The organism is Streptomyces sp. NPDC096105 (assembly GCF_044763335.1).
GTDB lineage: Bacteria > Actinomycetota > Actinomycetes > Streptomycetales > Streptomycetaceae > Streptomyces.
Window position 1 is genome coordinate 1 of record NZ_JBIWGC010000012.1, and the last position, 16,982, is coordinate 16,982.

A 16,982-nucleotide genomic window follows, 5' to 3' on the forward strand; every position below is an offset into this window, starting at 1 on the left:
ATACGCGCCGCGAACACCGGACAAGCGTCCAGCAACTCCCGGCCCATCCCCGCCCACTGCGTCCCCTGACCCGGGAACACCAGCACCGACCGGCCGAGGCCGGACGGGTCGGAGGCGACGCCGTGGACGGCGGAGCGTTCCAGGCGGGTGAGGAGTTGCTGCTTGTCGCCGGCGAGGACCACGGCGCGGTGGGCGAAGACGGTGCGCGCGTCGGCGAGGGTGCGGGCGGCGTCGCGCAGGGCGAGTTCCGGGGTGTGTTCGACGTGGGCGCTCAGCTGGGCGGCCTGGTCGCGCAGGGCCTCGGCGGTGCGGCCGGAGACGACGACCGGTACCACCGGCAGGCGGTGGCCGGGTTCGTCGGCCGGGGCGGTCGTGGGGGCCTGGGACAGGACCAGGTGCGCGTTGGTGCCGCCCATGCCGAAGGCGGAGACGCCGGCGAGGCGGGGGGTCGCGGTCGCGGGGTCGGCGGTCCAGGAATCCAGTTCGGTCTGGACGCTGAGGCGGAGCCCGTCGAGGTCGATGTCCGGGTGGGGCGTGGTGTGGTGCAGGCTCGGCGGCAGCTCGCCCTCCCGTACGGCGAGGACGGCCTTGAGGAGGCCGACGATGCCGGCGGCGCCTTCGAGGTGGCCGACGTTGGTCTTGGCGGAGCCGACGGCGAGCGGGGTCGCGCGGCCCGGGGCGGTTCCGAGGACGGCGCCCAGGGCAGCTGCTTCGACGGGGTCGCCGGCGCGGGTGCCGGTGCCGTGCAGTTCGACGTAGCGCACGTGTGCGGCGGGGACGCCGGCGTGGTCGTAGGCCTCGCGGAGGACGGCCTCCTGGGCTGCCCGGTCGGGTGTGGTCAGGCTGGGGCCGCCGCCGTCGTTGTTGACGGCGCCGCCCTTGATGACGCAGTGGACGCGGTCGCCGTCGGCGAGGGCGCGGCGCAGCGGCTTGAGGACGAGGACGCCGCCGCCCTCGCCGCGCACGTAGCCGTTGGCGCGGGCGTCGAAGGTGTGGCAGCGTCCGTCGGGGGAGAGGGCGCCCATCAGCTCCATGGCGGTGGTGCTGTCGTCGGCGAGGATGAGGTTGACGCCGCCGGCCAGGCACAGGTCGCTCTCGCCGCGGCGCAGGCTCTCGCAGGCGAGATGGACGGCGACGAGCGCGGAGGACTGGGCGGTGTCGACGGCCATGCTGGGTCCGCGCAGGCCGAGCAGGTGGGAGATGCGGTTGGCGGCGAGGGCGCGGTGCCGGCCGGTGGCGGTGTAGCCGTCGGCGTGGCCGGCGGCGCGGGTGAGGGTGGCGTAGTCGTCGGAGGCGAGGCCGACGTACACGCCGCCGCGGGTGGAGCCGAGGCGGGCCGGGACGATGCCTGCGTGTTCCAGTGCTTCCCAGCCGAGTTCCAGGAGCAGGCGGTGCTGGGGGTCGGTGGCGGCGGCTTCGGCGGGGGTCATGCCGAAGAATCCGGCGTCGAAGTGGCCATGTTCGGTGAGGGCCCCGCGCCAGGTGCCGTCCGGTTGGCGGGTGACGGCGTCGCGGCCGTCGCGCAGCAGGCTCCAGAATTCCCCGACGGTGGCGGCTCCGGGAAGTCGGCAGGCCATCCCCACGACGGCTATGTCGTTGTTCTCCGTGTGCTGCTCACGGGTCTTCGGGGTCATGAATTCTCCATAGCCAGGGATGAGGTGCGTAACGGCCCACGGGCAAGAATGGGGAATGCGGCCAGAGCGCCGCTGGAATCACCAGGTGACGGGCAGTTCGACCAGGCCTCGGACGAGCATTCCGCGGTGCCAGTCGAGTTCGGCGGCGGGCCGGGCGAGGCGCAGTCCGGGGAGCCGGCCGGTGAGGGCTTCGAGGGCGCACTGGAGTTCGGCGCGGGCCAAGGGGGCGCCGAGGCAGAAGTGGGGGCCCTGGCCGAAGGCGATGTGCGGGTTGGCGGTGCGGTCGAGGAGGACGTCGTCGGGGGCGTCGAAGACGGTCTCGTCGCGGTTGGCGGAGGCCAGGGAGTAGACGACGGCCTCGCCGGCGCGGATGGTGACGCCGCCGATCTCGACGTCCTCGGTGGCGACGCGGCTCGGGCCGACGCTGGCCCACAGGGGGACGTAGCGCAGGAGTTCCTCGACGGCGGCGGGGACCAGGTCGGGCCGGGCGACGAGGTGCTCGTAGCGGCGGCGGTCGTCGAGGAGGACGAGGACCTGGCCGGCGAGCTGGTTGGCGGTGGTCTCGTGGCCGCCGACGAGCATGCCGCCGGTGAGCATGAGGAGTTCGTCCTCGCTGAGCCGGCCGTCCTCGTCGCGGGCCTCGATGAGGGCGCTGAGGAGGTCGTCCTCGGGGTGGGCGCGGCGCTGGGCGACGTAGCCGCGCAGGTAGTCGGCGTACTCCTCGGCGGCCTGGGCGACCTGTTCCTCGGTGAACCGGCTGGCGGACATGAGCGCTTCGGTGAAGGCGCGGAAGATGCGCTGGTCGGTGCGGGGGATGCCGAGCATCTCGCAGATGACGGCGGTGGGCAGGGGCAGGGCGAGCCGGGTGACGAGGTCGGCGGGGCCGCCGTCGGCGACGAGGTCGTCGACGAGGTGGTGGGTGATCTCGGCTATGCGGGGGCGCAGGGCGGCGACGCGGCGGGCGGTGAAGGCGCGGGAGACCAGGCGGCGCAGCCGGGCGTGGGACTCGGGGGGCATGCCCATGAGGCCGACGGAGTCCAGGGCGCGGGGTGCGGCGCGCGGTACGTCCCGGTCGGCGGCGGCGTGCATGCTGAGCCGGGGGTCGCTGGAGGCCTTCTTGACGTCGGCGTGCCGGGTCAGGAGCCAGGCCTCGCCGCCGTAGGGCATGCGGACGCGGGTCACGGGCGTGGTGGCGCGCAGTGCGGCGTAGGCGGGGTCCAGGCGCAGGTCGGCGTGGTCGCCGAAGGGGTAGGCGGGGACGGTTCCCAGGGCCGTGGCGGCATGGGGGCAGGTCATGGCGGAATCTCCTCTGCAGACGGACCCGGGGGGGACCTTTCACCGGAACAGCACCCGACGGCGCCGCGGTGCGGATACCGCGGTCAGGTGAGGGATTGTGTCAACCGGAAGTGCGGGGAAAAGGGAATTCGAGCGGCGCTGGAGCGGAATGCGAGCGACCAGCGACGAGCATGAGAGGGCGCTGGTGCACGGTGGTCTGGCACCACCGGCCGGCGGACGACCACGCCGGGTCACTGCCGGCGGCCGTGGTGCCTCGCTCCCTGGTCGGGGGCGTGCCGGCACGCCGTATCCGATTCGCCTCGAAGGGCTGGCCCGATGGCGCACATCGCCTTTTTCATTCTTCCCGCGGCAGGTCATGTGAATCCGACGCTGTCCGTGGCGAGGGAACTCGTCGCGCGCGGGCATCGGGTCACCTACGCCCTGTCGGAGAACTACCGCGAGCGTGTTCTCGCCACCGGCGCGGAATTCCTGCCGTACGCCCTGGACCAGGACCGTTTCTGGGACACGATGGTGCCGAAGCAGGATGCGGCCGCGTACACGGACCAGCAGGAGTTCGTGAACATGATGAACTGGATGCTGGATCTGACGCGGCAGACCATCGGCGATTTCGAGCGGCACTTCGAGGAGGCGGCGGACCGGCCGGACGTGTTCGTGTGCGATCCGTCGTCGTTCTGGAGCGGGCACATCCTGGCGGCGAAGTGGGGTGTGCCGGTGATCCGGAGCACTCCGACGTACGTGGCGAACGAGCACTGGTCGCTGCATCCGCCGGTGGACACGGCCGAGGAACAGGCCGAGGACCCCGAGACGGGCGCCCTGTTCGAGGTGGTGGCCGAGCTGCTCGCCGAGCACCGGGTGCAGAAGTCCATCGGGGACTTCGCGGCCGAGGTGCACTCGGGTCCGGCGCTGGTGTACCTGCCTCGTGCGTTCCAGTACGCGGGCGACACCTTCGGCGAGGAGGTCCGGTTCGTCGGCCCGTGCACGAGCGCGAACTCCTTCCACGGCGAGTGGGAGGCGCCGGGCACCGGGCGGCCGCTGGTGCTGATCAGTCTGGGGACGCTGTACAACAAGCAGCCGGAGTTCTTCCGGGCCTGTGTGGAGGCGTTCCGCGAGACCGACTGGGACGTCGTCATCACGCACGCGGGCGGGGTGGCCGAGGGCGAACTCGGCAAGATCCCCCCGCACGTCCAGGTGTGCGACTTCGCGCCGCAGGGCGCGGTGCTGGCGCACGCCTCCCTGATGATCAATCACGGCGGTACGAGCACCGTGCTGCAGGCCGTTTCCGAGGGTGTGCCGGTGATCGCGGTGCCGCAGATGGCGGAGCTGCACGCGACCGCCACCCGGGCCGAGCAGCTCGGTGTGGGGGCGAAGATCCTGCGCAAGGACGTCACGCCCGAGCGGCTGCGCGAGACGGCGCTGGCCCTGACCGGCAGTGCCGAGGTGCGGGCCGCGGTGGGGAGGCTGCGCGGTGAGATCGAGGCCGCGGGCGGTCCCGCCGCCGCCGCCGACGCCGTCGAGGCGCTGCTCGTTCCCGTCGGGGCCGCCGCGGCCTGAGCGCCGCGCGCCGTCACCCCCGTCACTCTCCGACTTCTCACGACCTTCAGGAAGCGACACAGCGACATGACGACACAGACCGCAGAGGTCACCGACGCAGAAGTCACCGACGCCGAGGCACCCCACCCGCTGGCGCAGCCGGTGGACGCCGACGCCGCCCAGTTGCTCGACTGGTTCGCGCGCGCCCGCCGTGAGGCGCCGGTGTTCTGGGACGCGACCCGGTTCGCGTGGCAGGTCTTCTCGTACGAGGACTACAACACCGTCTCCACCAACCCGCAGCTCTTCTCGTCGGACTTCTCGCCGGTGTTCCCGGTGCCCGAGGAGCTGGCCCTGCTGATGGGCCCGGGTACCTTCGGCGGCATCGACCCGCCCCGGCACGGCCCGCTGCGCAAGCTGGTCAGCCAGGCGTTCACGCCGCGCCGGATGGCGGCGCTGGAGCCGCGGATCGAGGAGATCACCCGGCGGCTGCTGGCCGGCCTGGACGGGCGTACCGAGATCGACGTGGTGACGGACCTGGCGTATCCGCTGCCGGTGACGGTGATCGCGGAGCTGCTGGGGGTGCCGGCCGAGGACCAGGACCTGTTCCGGGAGTGGGTCGACGTCATCCTCAACAACGAGGGGATGGAGTACCCGAACCTGCCGGACGACTTCGCCGAGACGATGGGCCCGGCGATCAAGGAGTGGGCGGCCTACCTGTACGCGAAGATCGCGGAGAAGCGGGAGCGGCCGGCCGACGACCTGATGAGCGGTCTGATCGAGTCGGAGGTCGACGGGCGCAGGCTCACCGACGAGGAGATCGTCAACATCGTCGCGCTGCTGCTGACGGCGGGTCACATCTCCAGCGCCACGCTGCTGAGCAACCTGTTCATCGTGCTGGACCGGCACCCCGGGGCGCAGGCCGAACTGCGGGCGGACCGGTCGCTGATCCCGGCGGCGGTGGAGGAGACGCTGCGTTTCCGCAGCCCGTTCAACAACATCTTCCGGCTGCTGAAGGAGGACACCGACATCCTCGGTGTGCCGATGAAGGCGGGCCAGATGGTGGTGGCGTGGAGCCAGTCCGCCAACCGTGACCCGCGCCAGTTCCCGGACCCGGACACCTTCGACGTGCACCGTTCGGCGAACAAGCACATGGCCTTCGGTCACGGCATCCACCACTGCCTGGGCGCGTTCCTGGCCCGGATGGAGGCGAAGGTGTTCCTCAACCTGGTCTTCGACGCGTTCGGGTCGTTCACCGTCCACCACGACCGGGCGGAGTTCTACGAGAGCGACCAGCTCACCGCCCGTCACCTGCCGGTCTCCGTCGCCCGCGGCTGAGCGGGCCCTTATCCAGGGAGCTCGATCGTGGCGGTGGGGATCAGTACGGAAGTGGCGGTGGGCGGGGCCAGGCCCTGCACCGTCATCGACTTGGAGCAGCACGTCGACGAGCGGGGCAGCCTTTCGGTCGTGGAGTCCGAGTGGACGGCCGGATTCCCGATCCGGCGGGTGTACTACCTGCACGACCCGGGTGTCGGTTCCTCCCGCGGCGGTCACGCGCACCGGGCGCTGGAGCAGCTCGTCATCGCCGTCCACGGCGGTTTCACGATCACGGTGGACGACGGGGCGAACGAGGCCGAGTTCCGGCTGGACGACCCGGGGCAGGGGCTGTACATCGGCCCGGGGGTCTGGCGGAACCTGAAGGACTTCACGCCGGGTGCGGTGGCCCTGGTGCTGGCCTCTCTGCACTACGACGAGGCGGACTACTACCGCGACTACGCCGAGTTCCTGGCCGCCGCGAGGAGGTCGCGGTGACCGCCGCGGCGCCGGCGCGGGCGCGGCGGGTGGCCTTCCACGACCTGCGGGACCTGCACGCGCTGGACGGGGTGCAGGAGCACATCGACGCCGCCGTGCTGCGGGTGGCGCGCTCGGGCCGCTATCTGCTGGGTCCGGAACTGGCGGCGTTCGAGGAGGAGTTCGCGCGGTACTGCGAGAACGACCACTGTGTGGGCGTCGGCAGCGGGCTGGACGCGCTGGAGCTGACGCTGCGGGCGCTGGACGTGGGTCCCGGGGACGAGGTGATCGTGCCGGGGCACACCTACATCGCCAGCTGGCTGGCGGTGTCGGCGGTCGGGGCGCGGCCGGTTCCGGTGGAGCCGGAGGCCGACTCGTACCTGATGGATCCGGAGCTGGTGGCTGCCGCGATCACGTCGCGGACGCGCGCGGTGATGCCGGTGCACCCCTACGGGCATCCGGCGGACCTCGACGCGATCGACGCCGTGGCCGCCGCCCGGGGCATCCCGGTGGTGGAGGACGCGGCGCAGGCGCACGGGGCGCGCTACCGGGGGCGGCGGGCCGGTTCCCGGTACGCGGCGGCGTTCAGTTTCTACCCGGGCAAGAACCTGGGGGCGCTGGGCGACGCGGGCGCGGTGGTGACGTCGGACGCGCGGCTCGCCGAGCGGGTCCGGCTGCTGCGCAACTACGGGTCGCGGGTGAAGTACCGGCACGAGGTGCCCGGCACGAACTCGCGGCTGGACGAGATGCAGGCGGCGGCGCTGCGGGTGAAGCTGCCGTACCTGGACCGGTGGAACGCCCGCCGGGCCCGGGTCGCGGCCCGCTACACGCAGGGTCTGGCCGGGCTGCCGGGGCTTCAGGTTCCCGAGGTGCGGCCGTGGGCCGAGCCGGTGTGGCACCAGTACGTGGTGCGTGCCGCGCGGCGTGCCCCGCTGGTGTCGGCGCTGGCGGCGGCCGGGGTGGAGACGCTGGTCCACTATCCGGTGGCCGTGCACCGCTCGCAGGCCTACGCGGGGGCGGTCACCGGGCCGCTGCCCCGCTGCGAGCGCCTGGCCGACGAGGTGCTGAGCCTGCCCATGGGGCCGCAACTGACCGCGCAGGACGTCACGGCCGTCATCGCGGCGGTCCGCGAGGCGACGGAGAACAGTCATGATTGACGTGGTACGGAACACCCCGCTGCCCCCGGCGGGGCCGCCGTGGCAGGCGGCCGGCGGCGGGCCGGGCAGGCAGCCGATGAAGGGGATCGTCCTGGCCGGCGGCAGCGGCACGCGGCTGCGCCCGCTGACGGGCACGATCTCGAAGCAACTGCTCCCGGTGTACGACAAGCCGATGATCTACTACCCGTTGTCGGTGCTGATGCTGGCCGGCGTCCGGGACATCCTGATCATCTCGGCCCGGGACCACGTCGGCATGTTCCGCTCGATGCTCGGCGACGGCTCGCGGCTCGGCCTGGAGCTGAGCTACGCCGCCCAGGACGAGCCGCGGGGCATCGCGGAGGCCTTCCTCATCGGGCAGGAGCACATCGGGGACAGCCCGGTCGCGCTGATCCTGGGGGACAACGTCTTCCACGGCCCGGGCTTCTCGTCCCTGATCCACCAGGCCGCGGGCCGCCTGGACGGCTGCGAGCTGTTCGGCTACCCGGTCAACGACCCGAAGCGCTACGGCGTCGGCGAGGTCGACGCCGAGGGGCGTCTGGTGTCGCTGGTGGAGAAGCCGGTCAAGCCGCGCTCCAACCTGGCGGTCACCGGCCTGTACCTGTACGACAACGACGTGGTGGACATCGCCCGGGGCCTCACGCCGTCCGCGCGCGGCGAACTGGAGATCACGGACGTCAACCGCGCCTACCTGGCCGCCGGCCGGGCCCGCCTGACCGCCCTGGGCCGCGGTTTCGCCTGGCTGGACATGGGCACCCACGACTCCCTGCTCCAGGCCGGCCAGTACGTGCAGCTCCTGGAGCAGCGCCAGGGCGAGCGGATCGCGTGCGTGGAGGAGATCGCCCTGCGGATGGGATTCATCGGTCCCGAGCAGTGCCACGCGCTCGGCCGGGAACTGGGCGACTCCGGCTACGGCCGCTACGTGCAGGAGACCGCCCGCCGGGCCGCGGCCCGGGCCCCGGAGCCCGCCGTCGGCTTCTCCGCCGCCTGAGTGCCGCGCCCACCCCACCCACCCCCCTTCCGGAAAGGCCCTTGCCGATGCGTGTCCTGGTGACCGGAGGTGCGGGCTTCATCGGCTCGCACTTCGTCAGAGAACTGCTGTCCGACGCCTACCCGGACCTCGCGGCGACCCGGGTGGTGGTCCTGGACGCGCTGACCTACGCCGGCAACCGGGCCAACCTCGGCCCGGTGCGCACCGACGGCCGGCTGGAGTTCGTGCACGGTGACATCTGCGACGCGCCGCTGGTCGGCCGGCTGATGCGGGGCGTCGACCTGGTGGTGCACTTCGCCGCCGAGTCGCACGTGGACCGCTCCATCCAGGACGCCTCCGCCTTCGTGCGCACCAACGTGCAGGGCACCCAGACGCTGCTGGACGCCGCCGTACGCGCGGGGGCGGGGCGGTTCGTGCACGTCTCCACGGACGAGGTGTACGGGTCGATCGAGACCGGCTCCTGGCCGGAGGACCACCCGCTGGCGCCCAACTCGCCGTACGCGGCCTCCAAGGCGGCCTCGGACCTGATGGCGCTCGCCTTCCACCGCACCCACGGACTCGAGCTGTGCGTGACCCGCTGCTCCAACAACTACGGGCCGTACCAGTTCCCGGAGAAGCTCGTCCCGCTGTTCACCACCAACCTGGTCGACGGCCTGACCGTGCCCCTGTACGGGGACGGCGGCAACAGCCGGGACTGGCTGCACGTGGACGACCACTGCCGGGGCATCGCGCTGGTCGCCGCCAAGGGCCGGCCGGGCGAGGTCTACAACATCGGCGGCGGTACGGAACTGGCCAACCGCGACCTGACCGGCAGGCTGCTGGCGCTGTGCGGGCGGGACGCCTCGGCGGTGCGCCCGGTGGCGGACCGCGCCGGACACGACCGCCGGTACTCCGTGGACATCACGAAGATCTCCACCGAGCTGGGGTACGCGCCCCGGACCGGCCTGGACCGGGGTCTTGCGGACACGGTGGCCTGGTACCGGGACAACCGCGACTGGTGGGAGCCGCTGAAGGCGGACGCCCGGCAGGGGGGTGGCCGTGCGCGTCGATGAGACCGGCATCCCCGGCACCTACCGGGTGCGGCCCGAGCGCCTGTCCGACGAACGCGGCGACTTCTACGAGGCCGCCCGGTACAGCGTGCTGACCGGGCGGACCGGGATGCCCTTCGAGGTCCGCCAGGTCAACAACTCCGTCTCCCGCAAGGGCGTACTGCGCGGCGTGCACTGCAACGACGTGCCCGACGGCGCGAGCAAGCTGGTGTCCTGCGTACGCGGGTCGATGCTGGACGTGATGGTCGACCTGCGGGTGGGTTCGCCCGCCTTCGGCCGGCACGAGGTCACCCGGATGTCGGCCGACGACGGTGTCGCCCTGTACCTGCCGGGCGGCGTCGGCCACGCCTTCCTCGCCCTGGAGGACGGCACCTGCGTCAACTACCTGCTCTCCACCGAGTACGTGCCGGGCGCGATGGTCGACGTGGACGCCCTGGACGGGGAGCTGGGGCTGCCCTGGGACCTGACCGGGCCGCCCGTGCGCTCGGCCAAGGACGCCGCGGCCCCCGGCCTCGCCGAGGTCCTGGCCTCCGGCAGGCTGCCGCGCTACTCGCCGTCCCCCGTCCCTCCGTCCCCTCCCCCGCTTCCCTCGCCTCCTTCCCGTCCCCCTCGCCCGAGGAGCTGACAACCACCGTGACTGCCCCCACCACCGCACGCGGGCCGGCCGCCACCCCCGGAGGATGGCTGCGCCGCTACCACCCCGCCGACGACGCGACCGTCCGACTGGTGTGCTTCCCGCACGCGGGCGGCTCGGCCTCCGCCTACCTGCGCTTCGCGGCCGCCCTGGCCCCGGCGGGCGTGGAGGTGCTGGCCGTGCAGTACCCGGGCCGCCAGGACCGGCGCGGCGAGCCGTTCCTGGAGAGCGTCGAGGAGCTCGTCGAGGCGGTCCTGCCGGAACTGCGGCAGTGGACGCACGGCCCGCTCGCGCTGTTCGGGCACAGCCTGGGCGCGACGCTGGCCTTCGAGACGGCCCGGCGGCTCACCGCCGTCGGCCGTACGCCGGCGCACCTGTTCCTGTCCGGGCGCCGGGCGCCGGTCGTGCCGCGCACCGACACGGCCTACCTGCTGGACGACCGGTCCCTCATCGAGCGGGTGACCCGCCTTCAGGGCACCGACCCGGCGCTGCTCCAGGACGAGGAGCTGCTGCGCATGGTGCTGCCGGCGATCCGCAACGACTACGCGATGGCCGGCGCCTACCGCTACCGGCCGGGCCCGCCGCTGACCGTGCCGACCACCGTCCTGACCGGCGACGCCGACCCGAACGTGACGCCCGACGACGCCGGGCGCTGGGCGGAGGTGGTCGGCGGGAAGTTCACCCTGCACGTCCTGCCCGGGGGCCACTTCTTCCTCAACGACCACACGGCGGGGATCTCCTCGCTGATCGAGGAGGAACTGGCCGATGCTCACTGACCTCCCGGCGCCGGCCGGACCGCTGTCCTTCGCCGCGGACCGGGCCGGTACGGCCCGCAGGGTCCTGCTGTCGGCCCGGACGCCCGAGAGCACACCGATGCCCGTCGACCGGGTGCCGGCGTGGCTGGCCGAGCAGGCCCGCCGGGGCGAGTACCGGGTGACACCGGTGCCGTTCGCGCTGCTGCGGGGCTGGCACTTCGAGGAGGACAGCGGCGACCTGCGGCACGAGTCGGGCCGGTTCTTCAGCGTGGAGGGCCTGCACGTGCTCGCCGACGGGCTGCCCGCGCGGGGCCGGCGCCAGCCGATCATCGTGCAGCCCGAGGTGGGTCTGCTGGGCATCGTGGCCCGGGAGATCGACGGGGTGCTGCACTTCCTGATGCAGGCCAAGATGGAGCCGGGCAACGTCAACTCCTTCCAGCTCTCCCCCACCGTGCAGGCCACCCGCAGCAACTTCACCGGGGTGCACCGGGGCCGGGGCATCCCGTTCCTGGACCTGTTCCTGGAGCGGGGGCGCTCCCGGGTGCTGGTGGACGTGCTCCAGTCCGAGCAGGCCGACTGGTTCCTCGCCAAGCGCAACCGCAACATGATCGTCGAGATCGACGAGGACGTGGAGACCGGCGAGGGGTTCCGCTGGCTGACGCTCGGCCAGTTGCTGCGGCTGCTGCGCCTGGACAACGTGGTCAACATGGACAGCCGCTCCGTGCTGGCCTGCCTGCCGACCGCCGGCGCCGGCCCGGCCGCCGCCGACGATCCGGCCGACGCCGCGGTGCTGCGCTCCTTCCACGATCCGGGCGCCCCCTCGGTGCACGGCACGACGGAGATCCACAGTTGGCTGACCGGCGTTCGGGCGCTGCGCGAACTGGTCCAGCGGCGGGTGCCGCTGCGCGAGGTCGCCGAGGACGGCTGGCGGTTCTCCGGCACCGAGATCGGGCACGCGAGCGGCCGGCGCTTCCGGGTGATGGGCGCGGACGTCGCGGCCAGCAACCGCGAGGTGGGCTCCTGGACGCAGCCGATGATCCAGCCACAGGTCCCCGGGCTGATGGCGCTGATCGTCAAACGCATCCACGGCACCCTGCACGCCCTGGTGCAGGCCCGGGTGGACGTGGGGCACCTGAACGTGGCGGAGCTGGCGCCGACCGTGCACTGCCGGCCCGCCGACCACACCGGGCCGGGCTCCGAGCCGTTCCCGCCGTTCCTCATGGACGTGCTCACCGCGCCCGCGGAGCGGTTCCGCTACGACACCGTGCAGTCCGAGGAAGGCGGCCGCTTCTACCACGCGGAGAACCGCTACGCCGTGGTCGAGGCCCCCGACGACTTCCCCGAGGACCTTCCCGAGGACTACGCCTGGCTGACGTTCGCCCAGCTCACCGAGTTGCTGGCGCACGGCAACTACCTCAACGTCGAGCTGCGGACCCTGGTGGTCTGCGCCCACACCCTCTACTGACGGCCGACGGCCCCTCACCCACGGACGGTCATGCCCCCTCCCCTGCGCCTCGGCCTGCTCGGCTGCTCGGACATCGCCGCCCGCCGCACCCTTCCCGCACTGCCGCGCACCCCCGAGCTGCGGCTGACGGCCGTGGCCGCCCGGGACACGGACCGGGCGGCCGGCTACGCGGAACGTTTCGGCGGCACGCCCGCCGCCTCCTACGACGCCCTGCTCGACCGGGACGACGTCGACGCCGTCTACCTGTCCCTGCCGACCCTGCTGCACGCGCGGTGGGCCGAGCGGGCGCTGCGCGCGGGCAAGCACGTACTGGTGGAGAAGCCGCTGGCGGCCACGGGGGCGGACGCGACGCGGCTGTTCGCGCTGGCCGGGGAGCGCGACCTGGTGCTGCTGGAGAACTTCATGTTCCTCCACCACGGCACCCACCGGAAGGTGACGGAGATCCTCGCCTCCGGAGCCCTGGGTGCCGTGCGCGCCGTGTCGGCGGCCTTCACCATCCCGCCCCGTCCCGAGGACGACCTGCGCCTGGACCCGGAGCTGGGCGGCGGGGCGCTGCTGGACAACGGCGTCTACCCGCTGCGCGCGGCCCTGCGCTTCCTGGGGTGCGACCTCACGGTGGCCGGGGCGAGTCTGCGGCACAGCTCGCGCTTCGGGGTCGACCTGTCGGGTGCCGTCCTGTTGACCGCGCCCGACGGCGCGAGCGCGCAGGTGCGCTTCGGCATGGAGCACCACTACCGCTCCTGGTACGAGGTGCAGGGCGCCGCGGGCACGCTGGCGGTGGAGCACGTGTACACCACGGCCGCCGGCCACGCGCCGGTGATCCGCCTCGCCACGGGCCGCGACGTGGCTCGGATCCCGGTGCCGGCCGAGGACCACTTCGAGGCGATGCTGCGGTTCTTCGCGACCGCCGTGCGGGACCGTGCGGCGGTGTCGTCCGGCCTGCGCCTGCTGAGCGCGGAGTCACGGCGGCAGGCCGCCCTGCTGGACGAGACACGGGCGCGGGCGGTCGTCGTCCGCGTGTGACACGGGGTGGGCGGGCGGTCCGCGTCCGGGTGGGGAACGGACCGCCCGCAGAGGCCGTCAGGCGGTGACCCGGCGGCCTGCGGCCAGTTCCAGGTGGGTGCCGGTGAAGGCGCGGCGCATCCGGCGGTCGTGGGTGACGACGACGACCGTGCCCTTGTAGTCGGCGAGCGCGGCCTCCAGTTCCTCCACCAGCAGCGGCGAGAGGTGGTTGGTGGGCTCGTCCAGCAGCAGCAGGTCGACCGGGCGGGTGACCAGGCGGGCCAGGTCGATACGGCGGCGCTGGCCGACCGACAGGGAACCGACCGGCAGGGCGAGTTCGGAGCGCCGGAACAGACCGAGGGACAGCAGTTCGTCCGTGTACTCGTCGGGGTGCCCCGGGCGGCCCTCGGCGAACTCGGCGAGGACCGAACGGCGGGGCTGCTTGGGCAACTCGTCCTGGCGCAGCCACCCGGTGTGCCCGGCACGGCGGACGGTGCCCCGGTCGGGTTCCAGGTCGCCGGCCAGGACCCGCAGCAGGGTGGACTTCCCGGCGCCGTTCGGTCCGGTGATGAGCAGCCGTTCGCCGGGGGCGACCGCCAGGTGGTCGAGCCGCAGCCGTCCGTCGACCTCCAGACCGCTCACCTCGGCCAGCGGCGCCGAGGGGTCGGCGGCGGGATCGCCCGCGGGGGTGAGGGAGACCGTGAACCGCAGCGGGTCAGGCGGACGCGGCACGGGGTTGTCCCGCAGCCGCTTGAGCCGCTCGTTGGCGTTACGGGCCTTGCTGGAGGTGGCGGAGCTGGAGGACCGGGCGCGGTGGTGCTCGGAGCCGCTGAACGCCCAGGGGCCCTTCTTGGCGATGGAGGCGAGCATCCGCCCGGCGTTGGCAGCCAGGGTCTCCTGCCGCTCGATCTCGGCGAGATGGTCCTGGTACTCGCGCTCCCAGCGGGCGCGGGCGGCGGCCTTGGCGGTGAGGTAACCCTGGTAGCCGTCGCCGTAGCGGTTGACGGTGCGCCGGTCGGGGTCGACCTCCAGGATGGCGGTGGTCACCGCCTCCAGGAAGGCCCGGTCGTGGGTGATGACGACGACCGTGCCGCGGTGTTCGCGCAGCCGCTTCTCCAGCCAGTCCACGGCCTGGTCGTCCAGGTCGTTGGTGGGCTCGTCCAGGAGCAGCAGTTCGGGGGCGGCGGCCAGGGTGGCGGCCAGGGCGAGCCGGGAGCGCTCACCGCCGGAGAGGGTGTCCACGGCCCGGTCCCGGTCCAGTCCGGGCAGGCCCAGTCCGTGCAGGGCGGCATCCGCCCGGGCGTCCGCCTCGTAGCCGCCGCGGTACTCGAACTCGGCCTGGAGGTCGCCCAGTTCGGACATCCGGCGAGGGCCGTCGTCGCTCGCGAGGGCCGCCTCCGCCTCGTGCAGCCGCCGCTCCAGGTCCCTGAGGTCGGCGAACGCCCGGTCCAGGACGTCCCGCACTGTGGCCCCGGCCGGAAGGTCCAGGCGCTGCGGGAGATACCCGACGCCCCCGGGGGCGGCTACGGTCACCTCGCCGTTGTCGGCGCTCTCCGCTCCGGCGATCAGCCGCAGCAGGGTCGACTTGCCCGACCCGTTGTCACCGATGACGCCGGCCTTCTCACCGGGTCCGACGGTGAGCGAGACCCGGTCCAGCACGACGTGGTCGTCATACCGCTTGGTGACCTCCTCGAGGGTGAGCTGGGAATGCGCCCGGGACGCGGTGGGTGAGGACAGTCGCACAGGCATCTCCAGGTGGTGGGGGGGGCGGTCGGCGGGCGGTGCCGTCGTCCATCATCCCGGCCGGACCGCGCGCGTGGTACCGACGGTGGCCGGGACCGCTCGAGATCCGCTCGAGATCCGCTCGGGAAGCGTGCCGGGAGGGGGCGCGCGGCGTGCGGGTGCGGCCGTTCTCGAGCGGTGCCTGAGCGGTTCTCCGGGGTTCGTCGGCAGGGTGGCCGGCGTCCGTGCGCCGTCGTACCCCCGGCAGGAGGCCGCCATGACCACGCAAGTTTCGGAGCACCCCGCCACGCGGGTGCGGGCGCGGGAGGCACCCGCACCCCGCCCGCGCATCCGGGGCCGGTCGGCCGCCGCGCTCGGGGTGATCACCGGGTGCAACGCGATGATCCAGCTCGACGACCCGATCGTGAACATCGCGCTGCCCGGCATGCGCGAGGGGCTCGGGCTGTCCGCCGTCGGCGCGTCGTGGGTGATCAACGCCTATCTGCTGGCCTTCGGCGGGCTGCTGCTGCTCGGTGGCCGGGCCGGTGACCTGCTGGGCCGCCGCCGGGTGTTCATGGCGGGTGTCGCCCTGGCGGTTCGGTCGGCCTCGCGGCCCTGGTCACGGTGTCCTCGCGGACCGGCGGGATGACGGGCGGCTTCGCCACGTCGGCGGCCTTCGCCTGCCTGGTGCTGCCGGCCGCGACCCTGGTACGGGGCCGCGGCCGGGGAAGACGGTGAGCCCGGCCTTCGCTCAGAGACCGGCCGCGTCCCGCAACTGCTGGACGCGGTCGGTGCGCTCCCACGTGAAGTCGGGCAGCTCGCGGCCGAAGTGGCCGTACGCGGCGGTCTGGGCGTAGATCGGGCGCAGCAGGTCGAGGTCGCGGACGATGGCGCCGGGGCGCAGGTCGAAGACCTCGCTGACGGCGTCCTCGATGCGCCGCTGGCCGACCCGCCCGGTGCCGAAGGTCTCCACGAAGAGGCCGACCGGCTCGGCCTTGCCGATGGCGTACGCCACCTGGACCTCGCAGCGCTCGGCGAGGCCGGCGGCGACGACGTTCTTGGCGACCCAGCGCATCGCGTACGCCGCCGAACGGTCCACCTTGGAGGGGTCCTTGCCGGAGAAGGCGCCGCCGCCGTGGCGGGCCATGCCGCCGTAGGTGTCGATGATGATCTTGCGGCCGGTCAGGCCGGCGTCGCCCATCGGGCCGCCGATCTCGAAGCGGCCGGTCGGGTTGACCAGCAGGCGGTGGTCGTCGGTCTCCAGCTTGATGCCGTCCCCGGCCAGCTCGGCGAGGACGTGCTCGACGACGTACCGGCGGATGTCCGGGGTGAGCAGCCCGTCGAGGTCGATGTCGGAGGCGTGCTGGGAGGAGACCACGACCGTGTCCAGACGGACCGGGCGGCTGCCCTCGTACTCGATGGTGACCTGGGTCTTGCCGTCGGGACGCAGGTAGGGCACGGTCCCGTCCTTGCGGACCTCGGTCAGGCGGCGGGACAGCCGGTGGGCCAGTTCGATGGGCAGCGGCATCAGGGAGGGCGTCTCGGTGGTGGCGTAGCCGAACATCAGGCCCTGGTCGCCGGCGCCCTGCCGGTCCAGTTCGTCGTCCTCGCCCTCCACGCGGGCCTCGTACGCGGTGTCGACGCCCTGCGCGATGTCCGGGGACTGCGCGCCGATCGACACCGACACGCCGCAGGAGGCGCCGTCGAAGCCCTTGCGGGAGGAGTCGTAGCCGATGGCCAGGATGGTGTCCCGGACGAGCTGGGCGATCGGGGCGTACGCCGTGGTGGTGACCTCCCCGGCGATGTGCACCTGGCCGGTGGTGATGAGCGTCTCGACGGCGACGCGGGCGCCGGGGTCCTCGCGGAGGAGGGCGTCGAGGACGGCGTCACTGATCTGGTCGGCGATCTTGTCGGGATGGCCCTCGGTCACGGACTCCGAGGTGAACAGGCGACGGGACATGG

15 protein-coding genes are annotated in these 16,982 nt (G+C 73.1%); 11 read left to right on the plus strand and 4 right to left on the minus strand.

What is annotated here, in order from left to right:
• Window positions 1–1,634: type I polyketide synthase (locus ACIQ8B_RS19825; RefSeq protein WP_403548342.1), on the minus strand; the 1,634-nt coding region annotated here is incomplete at its 3' end.
• A gap of 78 nt (window positions 1,635–1,712) precedes the next feature.
• Window positions 1,713–2,930, minus strand: a complete 1,218-nt coding sequence (locus ACIQ8B_RS19830; protein WP_403548345.1) for a cytochrome P450 — start codon at window positions 2,928–2,930, stop codon at window positions 1,713–1,715.
• A 315-nt stretch (window positions 2,931–3,245) separates the two neighbouring features.
• Here ACIQ8B_RS19830 and ACIQ8B_RS19835 point away from each other — a divergent pair, with 315 nt between their 5' ends.
• From ACIQ8B_RS19835 to ACIQ8B_RS19880, 10 genes are all read left to right on the plus strand, one after another.
• On the plus strand, window positions 3,246–4,481 hold the full coding sequence (locus tag ACIQ8B_RS19835; protein WP_403548347.1) for a macrolide family glycosyltransferase: 1,236 nt from the start codon (window positions 3,246–3,248) through the stop codon (window positions 4,479–4,481).
• A gap of 66 nt (window positions 4,482–4,547) precedes the next feature.
• A complete protein-coding gene (locus ACIQ8B_RS19840; protein WP_320588668.1) occupies window positions 4,548–5,795 on the plus strand; it encodes a cytochrome P450 in 1,248 nt (415 codons plus the stop codon).
• 27 nt (window positions 5,796–5,822) lie between these two features.
• Entirely contained in the window at window positions 5,823–6,269 is a 447-nt protein-coding gene (locus ACIQ8B_RS19845) for a sugar 3,4-ketoisomerase (protein ID WP_403548349.1), read from the plus strand.
• Entirely contained in the window at window positions 6,266–7,405 is a 1,140-nt protein-coding gene (locus ACIQ8B_RS19850) for a DegT/DnrJ/EryC1/StrS family aminotransferase (protein WP_403548351.1), read from the plus strand. Before ACIQ8B_RS19845 ends, ACIQ8B_RS19850 begins: the two co-directional genes overlap by 4 nt.
• 76 nt (window positions 7,406–7,481) lie before the next feature.
• Window positions 7,482–8,393 (plus strand): glucose-1-phosphate thymidylyltransferase RfbA, encoded by a 912-nt coding sequence (gene rfbA / locus ACIQ8B_RS19855; RefSeq protein WP_190005815.1) that lies wholly within the window; start codon window positions 7,482–7,484, stop codon window positions 8,391–8,393.
• Window positions 8,394–8,440: 47 nt separating this feature from the next.
• Window positions 8,441–9,445 (plus strand): dTDP-glucose 4,6-dehydratase, encoded by a 1,005-nt coding sequence (rfbB, locus tag ACIQ8B_RS19860; protein WP_403548544.1) that lies wholly within the window; start codon window positions 8,441–8,443, stop codon window positions 9,443–9,445.
• Entirely contained in the window at window positions 9,432–10,067 is a 636-nt protein-coding gene (locus ACIQ8B_RS19865; protein ID WP_290010965.1) for a dTDP-4-dehydrorhamnose 3,5-epimerase family protein, read from the plus strand. Before rfbB ends, ACIQ8B_RS19865 begins: the two co-directional genes overlap by 14 nt.
• Before the next feature lie 8 nt (window positions 10,068–10,075).
• Window positions 10,076–10,852, plus strand: a complete 777-nt coding sequence (locus tag ACIQ8B_RS19870) for a thioesterase II family protein (protein WP_290010964.1) — start codon at window positions 10,076–10,078, stop codon at window positions 10,850–10,852.
• The gene (locus ACIQ8B_RS19875; protein ID WP_403548354.1) at window positions 10,842–12,296 is read left to right on the plus strand and encodes an NDP-hexose 2,3-dehydratase family protein; all 1,455 of its coding nucleotides are present in this window, start codon (window positions 10,842–10,844) and stop codon (window positions 12,294–12,296) included. Before ACIQ8B_RS19870 ends, ACIQ8B_RS19875 begins: the two co-directional genes overlap by 11 nt.
• A 30-nt stretch (window positions 12,297–12,326) precedes the next feature.
• Window positions 12,327–13,319, plus strand: coding sequence for a Gfo/Idh/MocA family protein (locus ACIQ8B_RS19880; RefSeq protein ID WP_403548356.1), 993 nt, complete (start codon window positions 12,327–12,329; stop codon window positions 13,317–13,319).
• 57 nt (window positions 13,320–13,376) lie between these two features.
• Here ACIQ8B_RS19880 and abc-f read toward each other — a convergent pair whose 3' ends face one another.
• Window positions 13,377–15,047, minus strand: a complete 1,671-nt coding sequence (gene abc-f / locus ACIQ8B_RS19885; RefSeq protein ID WP_290010960.1) for a ribosomal protection-like ABC-F family protein — start codon at window positions 15,045–15,047, stop codon at window positions 13,377–13,379.
• A 250-nt stretch (window positions 15,048–15,297) separates the two neighbouring features.
• On the opposite strand from abc-f, the gene ACIQ8B_RS19890 reads away from it, so the two are divergent.
• Window positions 15,298–15,669 (plus strand): MFS transporter, encoded by a 372-nt coding sequence (locus ACIQ8B_RS19890; RefSeq protein ID WP_403548358.1) that lies wholly within the window; start codon window positions 15,298–15,300, stop codon window positions 15,667–15,669.
• A gap of 102 nt (window positions 15,670–15,771) precedes the next feature.
• On the opposite strand, the gene metK is transcribed toward ACIQ8B_RS19890, so the two are convergent.
• A complete protein-coding gene (metK, locus tag ACIQ8B_RS19895) occupies window positions 15,772–16,980 on the minus strand; it encodes a methionine adenosyltransferase (protein ID WP_403548360.1) in 1,209 nt (402 codons plus the stop codon).
• Window positions 16,981–16,982: the final 2 nt, after the last annotated feature.